The sequence below is a fragment of the Nocardioides sp. NPDC057767 genome, assembly GCF_042798275.1.
Classification (GTDB): domain Bacteria; phylum Actinomycetota; class Actinomycetes; order Propionibacteriales; family Nocardioidaceae; genus Nocardioides.
In genome coordinates this window covers 11,807-26,538 of record NZ_JBHVKJ010000007.1, presented here as the reverse complement: position 1 = coordinate 26,538, position 14,732 = coordinate 11,807, and the positions used below count along the sequence as shown (strand labels likewise).

Annotated in this window: 15 protein-coding genes and 1 tRNA gene; 7 read left to right on the top strand and 9 right to left on the bottom strand. The window is 67.3% G+C overall.

Translation table 11 applies throughout. The features are described 5' to 3' along the window. The first annotated feature begins 15 nt into the window (after positions 1-15). A complete protein-coding gene (locus tag ACFVDI_RS05690) occupies positions 16-441 on the top strand; it encodes a deaminase (protein ID WP_378901479.1) in 426 nt (141 codons plus the stop codon). Positions 442-460: 19 nt separating this feature from the next. Here ACFVDI_RS05690 and ACFVDI_RS05685 read toward each other — a convergent pair whose 3' ends face one another. After that, a complete protein-coding gene (locus ACFVDI_RS05685) occupies positions 461-3,112 on the bottom strand; it encodes a hypothetical protein (RefSeq protein ID WP_378901476.1) in 2,652 nt (883 codons plus the stop codon). Beyond that, the gene (locus ACFVDI_RS05680) at positions 3,109-4,842 is read right to left on the bottom strand and encodes a hypothetical protein (protein ID WP_378901473.1); all 1,734 of its coding nucleotides are present in this window, start codon (positions 4,840-4,842) and stop codon (positions 3,109-3,111) included. Before ACFVDI_RS05680 ends, ACFVDI_RS05685 begins: the two co-directional genes overlap by 4 nt. A gap of 399 nt (positions 4,843-5,241) precedes the next feature. Here ACFVDI_RS05680 and ACFVDI_RS05675 point away from each other — a divergent pair, with 399 nt between their 5' ends. Both ACFVDI_RS05675 and ACFVDI_RS05670 read left to right on the top strand, forming a co-directional pair. After that, entirely contained in the window at positions 5,242-6,234 is a 993-nt protein-coding gene (locus tag ACFVDI_RS05675; protein ID WP_378901470.1) for a hypothetical protein, read from the top strand. 4 nt (positions 6,235-6,238) lie between these two features. Continuing rightward, entirely contained in the window at positions 6,239-6,655 is a 417-nt protein-coding gene (locus ACFVDI_RS05670; RefSeq protein WP_378901467.1) for a hypothetical protein, read from the top strand. A gap of 51 nt (positions 6,656-6,706) precedes the next feature. Here the strand turns inward: ACFVDI_RS05670 and ACFVDI_RS05665 are convergent, their stop codons facing one another. The 3 genes from ACFVDI_RS05665 to ACFVDI_RS05655 all read right to left on the bottom strand — a co-directional run bounded on the left by ACFVDI_RS05665 (position 6,707) and on the right by ACFVDI_RS05655 (position 7,975). Further along, entirely contained in the window at positions 6,707-6,898 is a 192-nt protein-coding gene (locus tag ACFVDI_RS05665; protein ID WP_378901464.1) for a helix-turn-helix domain-containing protein, read from the bottom strand. Positions 6,899-7,104: 206 nt separating this feature from the next. After that, positions 7,105-7,178 (bottom strand) — tRNA-Pro (locus ACFVDI_RS05660). Between the two features lie 77 nt (positions 7,179-7,255). Beyond that, positions 7,256-7,975, bottom strand: coding sequence for a FadR/GntR family transcriptional regulator (locus tag ACFVDI_RS05655; protein WP_378901461.1), 720 nt, complete (start codon positions 7,973-7,975; stop codon positions 7,256-7,258). Between the two features lie 123 nt (positions 7,976-8,098). On the opposite strand from ACFVDI_RS05655, the gene ACFVDI_RS05650 reads away from it, so the two are divergent. The 3 genes from ACFVDI_RS05650 to ACFVDI_RS05640 all read left to right on the top strand — a co-directional run bounded on the left by ACFVDI_RS05650 (position 8,099) and on the right by ACFVDI_RS05640 (position 10,674). Continuing rightward, positions 8,099-8,599 carry a gluconokinase gene (locus tag ACFVDI_RS05650; RefSeq protein ID WP_378901665.1) on the top strand — a complete coding sequence of 167 codons (501 nt, stop codon included), beginning with the start codon at positions 8,099-8,101 and terminating at the stop codon, positions 8,597-8,599. Further along, complete coding sequence (locus ACFVDI_RS05645; RefSeq protein WP_378901458.1) at positions 8,596-9,996, top strand: gluconate:H+ symporter; 1,401 nt, start codon at positions 8,596-8,598, stop codon at positions 9,994-9,996. Before ACFVDI_RS05650 ends, ACFVDI_RS05645 begins: the two co-directional genes overlap by 4 nt. 81 nt (positions 9,997-10,077) lie before the next feature. Further along, positions 10,078-10,674, top strand: a complete 597-nt coding sequence (locus ACFVDI_RS05640) for a hypothetical protein (RefSeq protein ID WP_328530886.1) — start codon at positions 10,078-10,080, stop codon at positions 10,672-10,674. Positions 10,675-10,715: 41 nt separating this feature from the next. On the opposite strand, the gene ACFVDI_RS05635 is transcribed toward ACFVDI_RS05640, so the two are convergent. Beyond that, a complete protein-coding gene (locus ACFVDI_RS05635) occupies positions 10,716-11,210 on the bottom strand; it encodes a VOC family protein (RefSeq protein ID WP_378901455.1) in 495 nt (164 codons plus the stop codon). 123 nt (positions 11,211-11,333) lie between these two features. Here ACFVDI_RS05635 and ACFVDI_RS05630 point away from each other — a divergent pair, with 123 nt between their 5' ends. Then, a complete protein-coding gene (locus ACFVDI_RS05630) occupies positions 11,334-11,825 on the top strand; it encodes a MarR family winged helix-turn-helix transcriptional regulator (RefSeq protein ID WP_378901452.1) in 492 nt (163 codons plus the stop codon). A gap of 72 nt (positions 11,826-11,897) precedes the next feature. On the opposite strand, the gene der is transcribed toward ACFVDI_RS05630, so the two are convergent. The 3 genes from der to cmk are packed head-to-tail and all read right to left on the bottom strand — an operon-like array spanning position 11,898 to position 14,732. Next, complete coding sequence (der, locus tag ACFVDI_RS05625) at positions 11,898-13,283, bottom strand: ribosome biogenesis GTPase Der (protein ID WP_378901449.1); 1,386 nt, start codon at positions 13,281-13,283, stop codon at positions 11,898-11,900. Next, positions 13,276-14,016, bottom strand: a complete 741-nt coding sequence (locus ACFVDI_RS05620; protein WP_378901446.1) for a lysophospholipid acyltransferase family protein — start codon at positions 14,014-14,016, stop codon at positions 13,276-13,278. The genes der and ACFVDI_RS05620 overlap by 8 nt, the downstream gene beginning before the upstream one ends. Next, positions 14,013-14,732, bottom strand: coding sequence for a (d)CMP kinase (gene cmk, locus ACFVDI_RS05615; protein WP_378901443.1), 720 nt, complete (start codon positions 14,730-14,732; stop codon positions 14,013-14,015). Before cmk ends, ACFVDI_RS05620 begins: the two co-directional genes overlap by 4 nt.

Below are 14,732 nucleotides of genomic sequence, written 5' to 3'. Positions count from 1 at the left end.
CTCGACCACCGCCTGTTGCTGCGGGCGATCGAACTGGCTGGGCGCTGCCCACCGTCGACCACTGCATTCTCGGTCGGTGCCCTCATCACGACCCCCGACGGAACCGTTCTCGGCGAAGGATGGTCGCGAAAGGACGATCCGCACCAGCACGCCGAGGAAGCGGCGCTCGACTCACTTCCCGAGGGCACCGACCTCACGAACGCAACGATCTATACGTCGCTCGAGCCGTGCAGCACCCGCGCCTCACGTCCGGTCACCTGCACCCAGCACATCCTGAACGCAGGCATCCCACGGATCGTGTACGCCTGGCGCGAACCGTCGACCTTCGTCGACTGCGTCGGCGCTGCGACGCTCGAGGCGGCCGGCAGGACCGTCATCCAGCTCGCGGAACTGTCTGACGCAGCCCGCGCACCAAACGCACATCTCCTCGACGTTTCCTGACCTGGCAGGGGCCTGCTGTCTACGAGGCTGACCGGACCTCGGAGGGAAAGAGATCGGCGAGGATCCCGTTCGTGGCCGCGATCTCGTCGATTGCGCCGGGTGCCAGTGGCTCTGTCTCGACCTCGCTCGCGTTTAGTCCCGGCAGGAAGTAGATGGGATCGCCCGGACGCACTGCGAGGCGCCAGTCGACGTCGGTCCCGAACGCTGTCACAGTCTCGGTGCGCCGATACTGGCCGATCGCGGCCACGAGCGCAGGAATCCGCGGGTCATTGAGCGGATCCGATATGCCTCCGATCATCAGCCGGACGGCGGTCTTCGCTCCGACGCTCACGGCTTGGAGCTCCAGGCGCGCGAGGCCCATGTCGAGTGCCGTCTGCGTGCACCACAGGTCGTCGTCGATGAACTCCAAGGCCTCCAACAGGTCAGTTTCGACGTCGTCGCTGCTGACCGAGTGTCCGGTCGCGGCCAGAAACTCCGCTGTGTCCTCGCCTACTTCGAGCAGGCCATGGCTCAGGACGGCTTGCAACACGGGCTGCCACTCAACGATCCTTGCTCGAGCACCTTGCCGGGGACGGAGTGCAAGCCAGCAGAGAACCGTAACGTTCCGCGCAAACTCCCTGTCAAGGCGGTTCCTGACGGCGTCCCCTTCCAGGGCCGAGTGATCGAGCCAGCCGTCGCGCTGGCCCGTTCCCACGAAGGGTCGCAGCCACTGCATCCAGAGGTCGTCGAGATCGTCAGGGGTCAGACCCGCGTCGATGTTGGGTTCAGCGTTGATTCGCCACAACTGGCCAAAGGTGGCTGCGATCAGCTTCAGATTCCCCAGGGGGGCAAGCGGGTCGACCCACGTCAGTCGTGGGTCCGTCTGCACCGAGGCCCATCGAAGAAGGACGTTTCTGGCGCGAACCCTTACTCGGGCCGAGGTCGACCAGGGTGCTCCCGTGCCGGGGTTCTCGGGTGCGAGTGGGCCGCTAATCAGTCGCAGAAGCGTGGGCGAGTGCAGCGCCTCGTCCGGTGTGCGCTCCCGCATCGCATCGAGCAGCTCGATCAGAGGGTCCCCAAGGTCACCGGTCGAATGCGACCCGACGAGTCGTCCGTACGCGCCGGCCCGGGGATCGCGGCCGAGCTTCTCACGCTCCAGCCGGTCCCACAGGTCGTCGTTATCGTCGTCACCGCTGACCTCGGCGCGAGTCGCGTCACTACCGCCGCCAGGACCGGCGGCCTCGCTGACGTCCATCACGACTTTGCGATGCAGGTACAGAAGCGCCTGTCCGAGAGGCGTGTCGAGATCGGCGGCTGTCAGTTCTGAGGGCCGACCGCTGCCTGCACTCCTCTCTCCGGTCCGCAGCGCGCGCCGTAGCGACTCGGGGTCGTCGACAACGACACGGTTCGACACGACCTCGCCGGACATATCGACGAGGTGAACCAGCGGGCCTGTCAAAGGACCGACCGTGGTGGCTCCATCTGCGTTGACGTTCAGGGCCTGTGCGGCGGTGTGGTCGGCAAGATTCACCGTCGACTTCAACGCCGGGTCGGTGGTGATCTCGACACGACCGTCGGACAGAGCTGTCGCGCACGTGATCCGCACCGGCGGCGCGGCTACTGGCTCCGAGCCGGATTCGAAGGTCAGCGCGGTGAGTGCCGAGTGGTCTCGTTCCTCCACCTCGACCTCGGGCGGCAGGAACGTCATCCGCAGGTCGGTGGCGGTGAGTGTTGTGAACACGGCGAGCTCGGTGTTGCCCGTCCCCATCGGGCCAGCCGAAAACGTGAGAGCTGCGTTCGACAGGTTCGCCGAACCAGACAACAGCCAACCGCGATCGCCCGCAATTGCGCCAACGAGCTTGGCGTGTGTGAACGCCTCCGGAAGGTACGCGAGCGTCGCTACGGCAACGTCGAACGTCGCAAGGCGGCTGGCAAGCTTGTTGCCGTCAACCTTCGTCGACCTCGACATGTGGATCGTGACCTTCGTCGGTCCGAGACGCTGCAGCAGACGCGCGAGTGCGTCTCCGGCCTCGTCGTAGAACGGTGCTGTCACGATCAGCTCGTCGATCCTGCCGGATTCCTCAAGGACACGCTCGCAGAACTGGTCGGCAAGCGCCCGGTCGAGGTTATGCCACAGCGGGGAATCGGCAACCACCGTAATCGAGTCGCTGCGCGGAAGTCGTGTCTCCAAATCGGTGAACCGCTCGGCCAAGCGCGTGTCTCCCAACTCGTTCACGATGCGCCGCATCCAGGTGACCCAGGTCCGGATGGCAGCGTCGCCCGTGGGGTCTCCACTCGAGAAGGAGGTGAAGACCTCACGGCCTTGGTCAAGACCGTTGGTCGACAGGTTCCCCGAGCCGACCAGCAGTTTGACCGACCTGCCTGCCAGGGCCAGGTAGGACTTGGGATGAAACACACCGGCGCCCAGACGTACGCCGCGTAGCAACCAGCGGCGATTTACCGATCCCAGAGTGACAATCCGCTCCGACGGCAGCGCTTCCAGGGTCGTGTCCAGGCGGTCACGGTCGGCGAGGACCACCACGTTCAGGGGCGGCTCGCCCAACCGCCCGAGCAGGTAGCCGCTGAACAGATCGAGGTCCACGTTGTAGGTCGTCGCCCATAGCGCAACCCGATCGCCGCGGAACAATTCACTGATCGGGGCCATCTGGGCGATCGCTCGCGGCTCCTTCATTGCAGCGATTCCTGGAGGAACAAGCGACCCCGATCCGTGAGCAACGCGAGGCCTGCCCCTGACGCCTCGCGACTCCACAGTGCGAGGTCGTAGGTCAGCTGGGATAGCGGATCCCGGCGTATCGCGGCTAGCGGGAACCTGCCCAGACCATTGTCGTAGAACCGCACGTGACCTTCCTCCCAGCGGAATCGGAAGGTGTGGTCAGGCAGCTTCGAGTAGGCGATCCGCTCGTGGACGATGAAGACGTAGCGTTGCACGATCCACCACAGCGTTTCCGAAACTGTCGGTCCTGATTCCAGATGTGCGGTGAGGTCACGCAAGACGGCCGCCAGTGACGGCTGCCACGAGGAGCGGACGGCGGTGGCCGCGAGCCACCCTGCATCGGAGCGGTCTGCGGCGCGTCGATGCAGCTCCAGGATTACGATCAATCCGCTGGCAGCCGAGTCGATGCGATCAGTTGCTGCCCGGAGGTCTTCGAGCATCGCATCGCGAACCGGCGCCTCGAGGCCAGGCAGCGTCATCTCGCCGGATGCGATCCGGTCCCGAAGCTTGGACGTCGCCGCACCACCGACCAGAACAGGTGGTCCACCCGCCATGTCCTCGGCGATTGAGCGCACCTGCTCCCAAGTCAATCCCATACCATCGACGCTCGTCGCGTGAAATCCTGTTCGGCAGAAGTCGGACCAGATGCTGCACAGAGCGTCCTGCCACACGTCCTTTGCGATCAGTCCCGCCCACTGACCCCCGACCCGTTCGTGGTCATCGGACCGGAAGGCGCGTACCGCCCAGAGTCCCTCACGGTAGGCGCCCTCGTCGTCAACGACATGAGGATTCTCCTCGATGAGGGACAGAAAGTGCGCGACGCTGCGTCGACGCTGGGCTACTGCCGCACCGTGGTCGATCTCGACTGGGTTGGCGGTCATGCCCTCTCGCCCTGTGGCAACGTCCGATGCTGCCGCCTCGAGATCGACCGCCGGAGCGAACGCATCGGGTGCTGTTACAAGAGGTTCGACTGCGGCGTCCTGACCGAACAGCGCGTCGTGCACCGCGTCTCGCTCGACAGGGCGTTCCCGCAGTTGACACAGACACGCGACCCTTGCGTACTCCACCAGCACGTCGGCGGGAATCGGGTCAGTCGTCAGCATCCACGTGCTTATGTACTCAGTCTCCGCCACAGCATCGCCGAACGCCTCCGCCAGTCGTCTGGCGCGATCAGTATCGCGGAGCACGTCAATCGGCGTTGGTCTGTCGCCTAACTGGGTGCCGGCTCGCGCGACGATGCCGAGCTCGGCTAGCGGAGATCGGTAGTAGAGCCCATAGCCGCCGAAGGCGCTTTCCACCGACTCGCCGCGCACGTACATGTCGGCATGCTGAGCGACGACGCGACGCAAGCTCGAGGCACCCACCGGGCTCGACCCGCACGCGTGAGGGCATAGCAAGACCGCCAACCCAAACTCCCACTCCCGAGCCTTGATGAACGTAGAGAGCGCGTTGCCGTCCGGACGCATCTGGTGGCCTCGGTAGGTGTCGAGCAGGAATGCGTGGAAGGAGAAGTACCTCGCCCGACGCGATAGCTCGAGAATTCCGGGGAGCAGCCGCGGCATCAGGCGATCCTGGGTTGTGGTTTGCAGACCGAGCGGGTCGCGACCCTCCTTCACGTTCAACGACGGGCGGATCCAACGAGGCGGTCCGGGCGGCTGGGAATTGCTGGCAGAGGCAGTGATCGTCATTGCGCTCGCGGCCTCCCGTAGTCGTCGTGGTCCACCCCTCTCATTGGTATCAGCCAAGAGCGGGACACGCACCCCTTTGCCGGAGGGTTGCGACAGCCGAACCGCTGCACGCACTGGCGCTCGAACTGCGCTCTGGCTTGGCAGCTGTTGAACCACATGCCCTGACGCAGCAAGAACGTCCAGCGCAGTCGCGGTAGGGGCTATGCCAGCGCGCACGATCCCGTCTCGGCCGCTCGCGAGACAGCGATCACGCCATCGGAGATTCAGATACCCCACGCTGGGTATGGGACGGGGGTTCGCCGGCACAGATCGACACATGTACCCGAAACTCGGCCATGCGCCTGACTGCCGCGCTCGTGGCGGACCGGGCGAGACACTGACCCTCGAGATGGATGTGCCGTGCCGCTGCCTTTGCTCATTCCTATTGCCATCATCGCCGTGGGCGCCGTCACAGGCGGGACCGGCGTCGCACTCGGCGGGAAGGGCGCACTTGATATCAAGACTGCCAAGGACCGAATCAAGAAGGCTGGCGAGAAGTACGACGAGCGGCGTGCGCAGTCGGTGGAGAAGGTCGCGGAGACTAACGATGCCGTCGGGGTGCTCGCGGACCAGCAGAGGCGCGCGATCACCGATGTCGTGCTCCGGATGAGCGACTTCCTGAAGCGGAACGCCAAGAACGTACGCGACAACGAGAAGCTGCTCGTCGACGGCCTCGAAGTCGCTTTCGGTGCCGTACCCAACCCCGAGATGCTGCGTACTTCAGCCACAACGTGGATGGGCGGGATCGTGACGAGCGTTGCCACCGGAGCCGGTGTCAGCGCCGGGGTACCGCTCGCGGTGTCCACCTTCGGGGCAGCCAGCACCGGCACAGCCATCTCCACGCTGTCAGGCGCGGCCGCGACAAACGCAACGCTCGCTGCCCTCGGCGGCGGAAGTCTCGCGGCCGGCGGAGGCGGCATGGCGCTCGGTGCGGCAGCCCTCAACGTTGTGACCATCGGCCCCGGGTTGCTCGTCGCCGGACTCGTTGTGAAGGGCGAAGGACAAAAGGCGCTCACCCACGCGAAAGAGATCGAGGCGACGATCAACACACAGATCGCCAAGCTGGATGAGACCGATGCCCGCCTCGGCGCGATCGACCTTCGCGTTGCCGAGCTCTCCTCTCTGCTCGAGCGGCTGGTGGACCTCGCCACCGATGCACTCGACACCTTGGAAGCCGAACCATTCGACCCTGCTGCTCACGCAGCCCGGTTTCAACATGCGCTCGCAATGACGATCGCTGTGCGCGATGTCGCTGCCACCCCGATCCTCGATCAGGACGGCAACCTCACCGAGGCGAGCGAGCAGGTAACCGTGACCTACCGACCGTTTACAGCAGAGGACACTCATGCCTGACCCCGTGAAGGCCAACGTCACCAAGGTCATCCCGCCCACCAGAAGCGTTCCAGGCCTCAGCGCCCTCGGCGCGCTGAACGAGATCGTTGACGCGGTCCGCGAATGCGTCAACGTCCATGAGACCGAGAAGACGAACCGCACCCGGCTCGAGACGTACGAGAAGATCGAGGTCGGCCGGATCCATGCCGCCGAAGCGATCCTCAAGGACTACTTCGACCAAGCATTCGCCGAGCGACGCAAGACATTTGATCAGCTCTTCGAGCGATTCGATGACGCCGTCGCGCGGGGCGACGGCGAGACAATGTCCACCGTCGTCCGCGGAATCGTCGACGTCGCCCGTGAGTCCCCCCTCGCAGACCTCGGAGACCTCAGTCAGATCCGAGCCGCGCTGGATGACCCAGACCAAGTCTGGGAACTCTAAGCCACGCCGCAGAAACCTGCTCGACCAGCTGCACATCCCACGCCCCGTTGATCACCGCGCTGCCGCGCTGCGTCGAGGCAGCTTGACGACATCGTTCGCCTTGAACCGACGGACAGAGCCGATTCGATACGACCTCAAGACGCCGCTCTCTGTCCACCTGTCCACGGTGCGTATGGAGACGCCGAAGTGCTCGGCTACCTGACGGGCGGTGAGCCAGTAGATCTCGTTCGTCGATTGAGCCATCGGATGCGCTCCTCGCTGTCGGGACGTGACACCAGCAAGGTGCGTCCGATGCGCCTCGCACCAAGCGGCACAGCAGGAGCGGCAAACCGTCCGACATTCGAGACGCGATCGGATAAGAATCCGACTTGGTGGCAAATCCGTGGCAGACAGCCAAAAACAGAACTGGCTCTGACCTGTTTACGCAGGTCAGAGCCAGTTTGTTTCGGTCGGGCTGACAGGATTTGAACCTGCGGCCCCTTGACCCCCAGTCAAGTGCGCTACCAAGCTGCGCCACAGCCCGAAACTGCGAGTGGATTTCTCCGCTCGAAGCGATCCGAACATTACCGCACCGCAGCGCATGGCCTCCAATCGGTACCCCTACGGCGGGTCGTCGGCGGCGGCGAGGGCCTCGGCGGCCTCGTCGATGATGGCGCGCATGGCCTCCTCGGCTCCGGCCGGGTCGCCGTTGCGGATCGAGATCGCCACCTTCTCGTGCAGCTCGATCGCGGCGGGATTGGGTGTGGCGGGCATCAGGTGGTGGTGCGTACGTCCGGCGAGGAGCTCGGCGACCAGGTCACCGAAGGCGGCGAGCATGTCGTTGCCGCAGGCGTTGAGGAGCACCCTGTGGAAGGCGGTGTCGGCCTCCAGGTAGGCCTCGAGGTCGCCGGAGGCGGCGTGGACGACCATGTCCGCGACCGACCGGGCGAGAGCGCCATGGTGCTCGGGGGCAGCTCGCTCGGCGGCGAGCCGGGCGGCGATCGGCTCGAAGCCGCGGCGCAGCTCGGAGAGGGAGAGCAGCTGCTCGCGCCGGCCCTCACCGTCGAGCCGCCAGCGGATGACGAGCGGGTCGAAGACGTTCCACTCCTGACGCGGGAGGACGGTGATGCCGACGCGCCGCCGGGTCGCGACCAGGCCCATCGCCTGCAGCACCCGGATGGCCTCGCGGGCGACCGGCCGGGAGACGTCGTACGTCGCCTGGATCCCTTCCAGCGTGAGCACGGCGCCCGTCGGCAGCTCACCGGAGACGATCTGGCGGCCGAGGGCGTCCCGGACGCTCTGGTGCAGTCGGTGCGCGGACTCACCGCTCGAAGTCGTCACTGCGGCATCGTCGCACATCCCCGGCCGCGCGCAATCGGAATCCTTAACATCGCCCCGCCTTGCCAAACGGATGCCTTTTGATGCACGCTGTGACGCGTGACACAGAACCCCCTCCTCGTCGTCATGGGAGTCTCCGGCTCCGGCAAGTCGACCGTCGGTGCGGCCATCGCCCAGCGCCTTCGGGTCCCCTTCGCCGACGCCGACGACTTCCACCCGCCGGAGAACATCGCGAAGATGGCCTCAGGCCGTCCGCTCGACGATCGTGACCGGCAGCCCTGGCTGGAGACGCTCGGCAGCTGGCTCGCCGAGCACGAGCAGACCGGCGCGGTGCTGAGCTGCTCGGCGCTGAAGCGCAGCTACCGCGACCTGCTCCACAGTCGCGCCCGCGGCCTCCGGCTCCTCCACCTCAGCGGCACCCCGGAGGTGGTCGAGGCACGCCTCGCCGCCCGCGCGGGGCACTTCATGCCGCCGTCGCTGCTGCGCTCGCAGTTCGCGACCCTCGAGCCCCTCGCTCCCGACGAGCAGGGCACGACCATCGACATCGACCAGGACATCGATGCGATCGTCGACCGCTATCTCACCACGGTGACCCCCACCTCGAATCTCACCAAGGAGTCCGCATGAACATCCTCGCCGCCGCGACCGAACCGGTCGCACCGGTCGCCTCAGGAGGCGTACTCCTCGCCGCCGCGCTCGCCGCGATCGCGCTGATCGTCGTCCTGATCACCTACGTCAAGCTGCATCCGTTCCTCGCCCTGCTCCTCGGCGGGGTCGCCGTCGGCGTCCTGTCGGGCCGCAACGTGATGGACGTGATCACCTCGTTCGGCGAGGGCTTCGGCGCGACCGCCACGAGCGTCGGTCTACTGATCGCGCTGGGCGCGATGTTCGCCAAGCTCCTCTCCGACTCCGGCGGCGCCGACCAGATCGTCGACACGATCGTCGGCAGGTCCTCGGTGCGTACGCTGCCCTGGGCGATGGCGCTCGTGGGCGCGATCATCGGCCTGCCGATGTTCTTCGAGATCGGCCTGGTCCTGCTGATGCCGGTCATCTACCTGGTCGCCCGCAGGGCGCAGGTCTCGCTCATCACGGTGGGCATCCCGACCCTCGCCGGTCTCTCGGCGATGCACGGCCTGGTGCCGCCCCACCCCGGTCCGCTGGCCGCGATCGGGGCGCTTCAGGCCGACCTCGGCACGACGCTCGCGCTCGGCGTACTCGTCTCCATCCCGGTCATCATCGTCAGCGGACCGCTGTTCGGCCGGCTCGCCGGCCGCTGGGTCGTGGTCGAGGCGCCGCACACCTTCGACGCCACTCCGGTGGGCGGCCCGGGAGCGGCCACCGCGACCGACATCCGCCGCCCGACCTTCGGCGTCACCCTGTTCAGCGTCCTGCTGCCGCTGGTCCTGATGCTCGCCAAGGCGATCGTCGACATCGTCATCAACGACCCGGAGAACCAGGTCCAGCAGGTCTTCGACGTGATCGGCTACCCGCTCGTCGCGCTGACCATCGCGGTCGTCGTCGCCATGTTCACCCTCGGCCGTGGCGCCGGGATGGACCGGCGCCGGATCGCCAGGACCGTCGAGCAGTCGCTCCCGCCGATCGCGGGGATCGTGCTCATCGTCGCCGCCGGCGGTGGCTTCAAGCAGTCGCTGATCGACACCGGCATCGGCACCCAGCTCGCCGAGTGGGCGCAGGGCTCGGGTGTCTCCGCCATCGTCCTCGCCTGGGTGCTCGCGGTCCTCATCCGCCTCGCCACCGGCTCCGCGACCGTGGCCACCATCACCGCGTCGTCGCTCGTCGTCGACCTGGTCGCCAACATGCCCGCAGCCGAGGTCTCCCTCGTCGTCCTGGCGGTCGGTGCCGGCTCGGTGTTCTTCTCGCACGTCAACGACGCCGGGTTCTGGCTGGTCAAGGAGTACTTCGGCCTCGACGTGGTGCAGACGATCAAGTCCTGGTCGCTGATGGAGACGGTGCTCTCCGTGTCCGGTCTCGTGTTCGTGCTGGCGCTGAGCCTGGTGATCTGACCCAGGCACTGGCGAAACTGTCGGTGCTGTCCGACACAATCACTCCTGACACATGGATCACACCCACCACAGGAGCTCACCGTGTCGGATACACCTTCCCCATCCAACACAGCCCCGACAAGCACCGAAGAGACCAGCAGCCCGGCGCCCTCCGGCAAGCTCGACCCGATCTCCCGCAAGGGCACTCCCGCCCACCGCACGAGGTCGAAGCGAGAGGGCGCCGGGCGGCGTCAGGGGATGCCGGTGCAGGCGATCAGCCTCTCCGTGCCGGCATCCCTGGCGGCGCAGTGGAAGACCTACAGCCAGTCGGTACCGCGCTCGCTCGTCGACGTGATGCTCGATGCCGTCGCGGCCACCCGCCCCCGGCTTCCCGTCCTCCTGCGGGCCCACCAGGCGGCGCTGCGCGAGAAGACCAGGCCCGTCTCCGACGGCACCTTCCTGCGTACCGTCCCGCAGCCGAAGCGCCTCGAGGACCCGTACGTCACGATGCCCCTGCGTCTGCTCGCGACGAACGTCGACGTGCTCGACGCCATGGTCCACGAGATGGCCGCCGAGTCCCGCTCGCAGCTGGTCGTGGTGGCGCTGACGGCATGGTTGGCCGACCGGCGGGCCGAGGAGCAGGTCTACGAGGAGCAGCTCGAGCTCGAGGTGCCCGAGGATCCCTTCGACCGTCCCTGAGCGCATCCGGGACGGTCGGCCCGTCCCGGATGCGTCCGGGCTCAGAGCACCTTGGTGCCGTACATCTCCCCCAGCGGGTCGGCGAGGAGCTCGAGCCGCTCGCCGTCGGGTCCCTTGAAGTAGATCGACGACTTGGACTCGACCATGTAGTCGATCCCGGCGTCGTCGAGCTTGGCGCGCAGGTAGTCCCACTTCTCGTGGGTCACCGAGATCGCGATGTGGTGCAGCCCGCCGAGAACCTCGGCGTACGGGCCCAGGTCGAGTCCGGGAAGCGTGAAGAAGGCCAGCAGGTTGCCCGCTCCGACGTCGAAGAAGAAGTGGTCGGAGCCGGCGTAGTCGCGGTTCTCGAAGATCTCGGTCAGCGGGAACTCCAGGAGTCCCTGGTAGAAGTCGATCGACCTGCGTACGTCGGAGGAGAGCAGCGCGGTGTGGTGGATCCCCCGGGCCGTGCTGGCCGGGCGGGCGCCCTCCTCACGGAGGTACTCCTTCTTGATCCGCTCACGGTCCTTCGTGATGAAGTCCATGTCGATACTCATCGTGCTCTCCTCATGGAGACCAGTCTAGTTTCTGCATCAACCGTTAGCCTAAGCAGCCAACGCTCACGGGCCGATGCGCGGTGCTGCTGAAACCAGCAGTTTCGAATCGGTAAGGTGTACCTCATGGACGAGGTCAAGTGGCTCAGTAACGACGAACAGGTCGCGTGGCGTTCCTGGCTCGCCGTCAACGCACAGCTCACCGCGCGGATGAACCGCGACCTCCAGGCCAAGAACGGCCTCTCCCTCGCCGACTACGACGTCCTGGTCAACCTGACCGACGTCCCCGACCGGTCGCTTCGGATGTACGAGCTGGGCGACAAGCTGCAGTGGGAGAAGAGCCGGCTCTCGCGCCAGGTGATGCGGATGGCCGCCCGTGGGCTCGTCGAGCGCCGCGAGTGCCTCGACGACCGGCGCGGAGCCTACGTCGATCTCACCCCGGCCGGGCTCGAGGCGATCGAGGCCGCCGCCCCGGAGCACGTGAGGCTGATCCGGCAGGTCATGTTCGACGCCTTCACCGCCGAGGAGGTCGCCGCCCTGACCAAGCTCTACCAGGGCGTGCTGGAGCGCCTCGAGGTCAAGGTTCCCTCGGTCACCGCGGATGGCTCCGCCGCCTAGCCCGGCAGCCCACGAAGTACGTCAGGCCCGCAGGTCACCACCGGTGACCTGCGGGCCTGTTCCGTTGCGCTGCTAGCGCTTGCGCTTCTCGCGGACCCGCTGCTGGAGCACGATCGGGGTGCCGACGAAGCCGAACTCCTCGCGCAGCCGGCGCTCGATGAAGCGCTCGTAGGAGGCGTCGAGCTTGCCGCTGGTGAACAGGATGAAGGTCGGCGGCGCGGTCGAGGGCTGGGTGCCGAACAGGATCTTCGGCTGCTTGCCCGAGCGGACCGGGTGCGGGTGCTCGGCGACGAGGCGGCCGAGGAACGAGTTGAGCGCACCGGTGCCGATGCGCGTCTCCCAGCCCTCGAGGGCCTTGTCGAGGGCCGGGACCAGGCGGTCGACGTGCCAGCCGGTGCGCGCGGTGATGTTGATCCGCGGCGCCCACTGCACCTGGACGAGCTCCCGCTCGATCTCGCGGTCGAGCTGCCAACGGCGGTCCTCGTCGACGAGGTCCCACTTGTTGAAGGCGATCACGAGCGCGCGGCCGGCCTCGCGGACCGTCTGCAGGATCCGGATGTCCTGCTCGGAGATCTTCTCGCCGCCGTCGATGACCAGCACGGCCACCTCGGCGCGGTCGATCGCGGTGGTGGTGCGCAGGGACGCGTAGTACTCGTGTCCGCTGGACTCCTTGACGCGCTTGCGGATGCCCGCGGTGTCGATGAAGCGCCACTCGCGGCCGCCGAGCTCGATCAGCTCGTCGACCGGGTCCACGGTGGTGCCGGCGACGTTGTCGACGACGGCCCGCTCCTCCTTGGCCAGCTTGTTGAGCAGCGAGGACTTGCCGACGTTGGGCTTGCCGACCAGCGCGATCCGCCGCGGGCCACCGATCTCGGTGCCCTCGGGGAGCGGCGGCGGGTCGGGGAGCACCGCGAGAATCGCGTCGAGCATGTCGCCCGAGCCACGGCCGTGGAGCGCAGAGACCGGCCAGGGCTCACCCAGCCCGAGGTTCCACAGTGCCGACGCCTCCGCCTCGGTGCGCAGGTCGTCGACCTTGTTGGCGACCAGGACGACCGGCTTGCCGGACTTGCGCAGGATGCGTACGACCGCCTCGTCGGCGTCGGTGATGCCGACGGTCGCGTCGACCACGAAGAGGACGGCGTCGGCCAGGGAGACCGCGATCTCGGCCTGGGCGGCGATCCGCTCGGCCAGACCCTGGGCGTCGGGGTCCCAGCCGCCGGTGTCGACCAGCGTGAAGGCCTTGCCGTTCCAGTCGGCGTCGTAGGAGACGCGGTCGCGGGTCACGCCGGGTACGTCCTGGACGACCGCCTCGCGGCGGCCGATGATCCGGTTGACCAGAGTCGACTTCCCGACGTTGGGGCGGCCGACGACGGCCACGACGGGCTGTGGCCCGGCCGGGGTCTCGTCAGTCTCGTGCAGGTCTCGTACGTCTTCGTACGAAACGTCGGGGTCAGTCATTGTTCTCCTCGCTAGGTAGCGGACCGGGCAGTTCGCGACCGGTCAACGCCAGGGCATGGTCCTGTTGGACCTGCATGTGCTTCTGGAGCAAACCCGAGACATGCCCGACTTGTTCCCTGGTACGCGGCCAGCCTACGCGCTCGACGTGGAAAGGCTCGCCATAGACGATGTCGATGCGGGCACCTTTGTGCGGCAGCGAGGAGACCCCGCCGCCCGGGTCGCGGCTGCCGAGCATGGTCACCGGCACCACCGGAGCGCCCGAGGCGAGCGCGAGATAGGCGGCGCCGCGCTTGAACCGGACCAGGTCACCGGCACCGCGGGTGCCCTCGGGATAGATGCCCATCGCGTTGCCCTCGCGCAGCACCTTCAGCGCCATCTTCACCGCGGCCGGGTCGCTGCCGAACCGGTAGAGCGGGATCTGGCCGGCCCAACGGAGGAACGGACCGAGGAACCAGTGCTCGAACATCTCCAGCTTGGTCAGTGCGTGCACCGGACGCGGAGTGAAGATCGCCAGCAGCGGGCCGTCGATGATCCCGATGTGGTTGGAGGCGAAGACGACCGGCCCGGTCCCCGGGATGTTGGTGGTCTCGTGCAACCGGACGTCGAACCGGCGCCGGATCAGCCACCGGGCATAGACGTTGACGTGGTAGAGCGCCCACCGGCTCGGATGCGGAACCCCGTCCGTACGAGGGAGGTCGGCGCGGGGCGTGCCCGCGTGCGGACTCGCGCTCACTCCCCCGCCTTGCCGGCTGGGTCACGCACGGTGGTCTCGACGAGCTCGACCACCAGCTGGATGACCTCCTCCAGCGTGTAGGGCGTCGTGTCGAGGTGGGTGGCACCCTCCGGAACGGCCGCACCGCCCTTGGTGGAGTCGATCTTGTCGCGGTTCTCCAGCGAGGCGCGGACGGCCTCGGCGTCGCTGCCACCCTCCTCGGCGGCGCGGCGGGCCGCGCGGGCGGCCGGGTCTGCGGTGACGTACAGCTTCAGCTCGGCGGCGGGCCAGACCGCGGTGCCGATGTCGCGGCCCTCCACCACGATGCCGGAGCCGGCGGCCAGCGCCTGCTCGATCTCCTGCTGCTGGAGGGCGATCAGGCGGGCGCGGACCTCGCGGACCGTGGCGACCGGGGAGACGGCGGCGTTGACCCGGTCGCTGCGGATCTCGACCGAGACGTCGGAGCCGTCGAGGGCGATCGTGGGGCCGAGCGGGTCGGTGCCGGAGGTGATCACGGGCTTGCCGGCTGCCGCCGCAACGGCGTCGGCGTCGTGCACGTCGATGTCATTGCTGAGCATCCACCAGGTCATCGCCCGATACATCGCGCCGGTGTCGAGGTAGCGCATCCCGAGGCGGTCGGCGACCCCACGCGAGGTGCTCGACTTCCCGGAGCCGGAGGTGCCGTCGACGGCGATGACGATGCGGGCGGGGTCAGTGGTGGGATTGCTGCTGCTCAC

What these genes read in the sequence shown, in the direction of transcription:
- der (WP_378901449.1), bottom strand. Translation starts at nt 13,283, where the DNA reads ATGACTGACCCCGACGTTTCGTACGAAGACGTACGAGACCTGCACGAG.
- ACFVDI_RS05665 (WP_378901464.1), bottom strand. Translation starts at nt 6,898, where the DNA reads ATGGCTCAATCGACGAACGAGATCTACTGGCTCACCGCCCGTCAGGTA.
- ACFVDI_RS05650 (WP_378901665.1), top strand. Translation starts at nt 8,099, where the DNA reads ATGGGAGTCTCCGGCTCCGGCAAGTCGACCGTCGGTGCGGCCATCGCC.
- ACFVDI_RS05680 (WP_378901473.1), bottom strand. Translation starts at nt 4,842, where the DNA reads ATGACGATCACTGCCTCTGCCAGCAATTCCCAGCCGCCCGGACCGCCT.
- ACFVDI_RS05645 (WP_378901458.1), top strand. Translation starts at nt 8,596, where the DNA reads ATGAACATCCTCGCCGCCGCGACCGAACCGGTCGCACCGGTCGCCTCA.
- ACFVDI_RS05635 (WP_378901455.1), bottom strand. Translation starts at nt 11,210, where the DNA reads ATGAGTATCGACATGGACTTCATCACGAAGGACCGTGAGCGGATCAAG.
- ACFVDI_RS05630 (WP_378901452.1), top strand. Translation starts at nt 11,334, where the DNA reads ATGGACGAGGTCAAGTGGCTCAGTAACGACGAACAGGTCGCGTGGCGT.
- ACFVDI_RS05685 (WP_378901476.1), bottom strand. Translation starts at nt 3,112, where the DNA reads ATGAAGGAGCCGCGAGCGATCGCCCAGATGGCCCCGATCAGTGAATTG.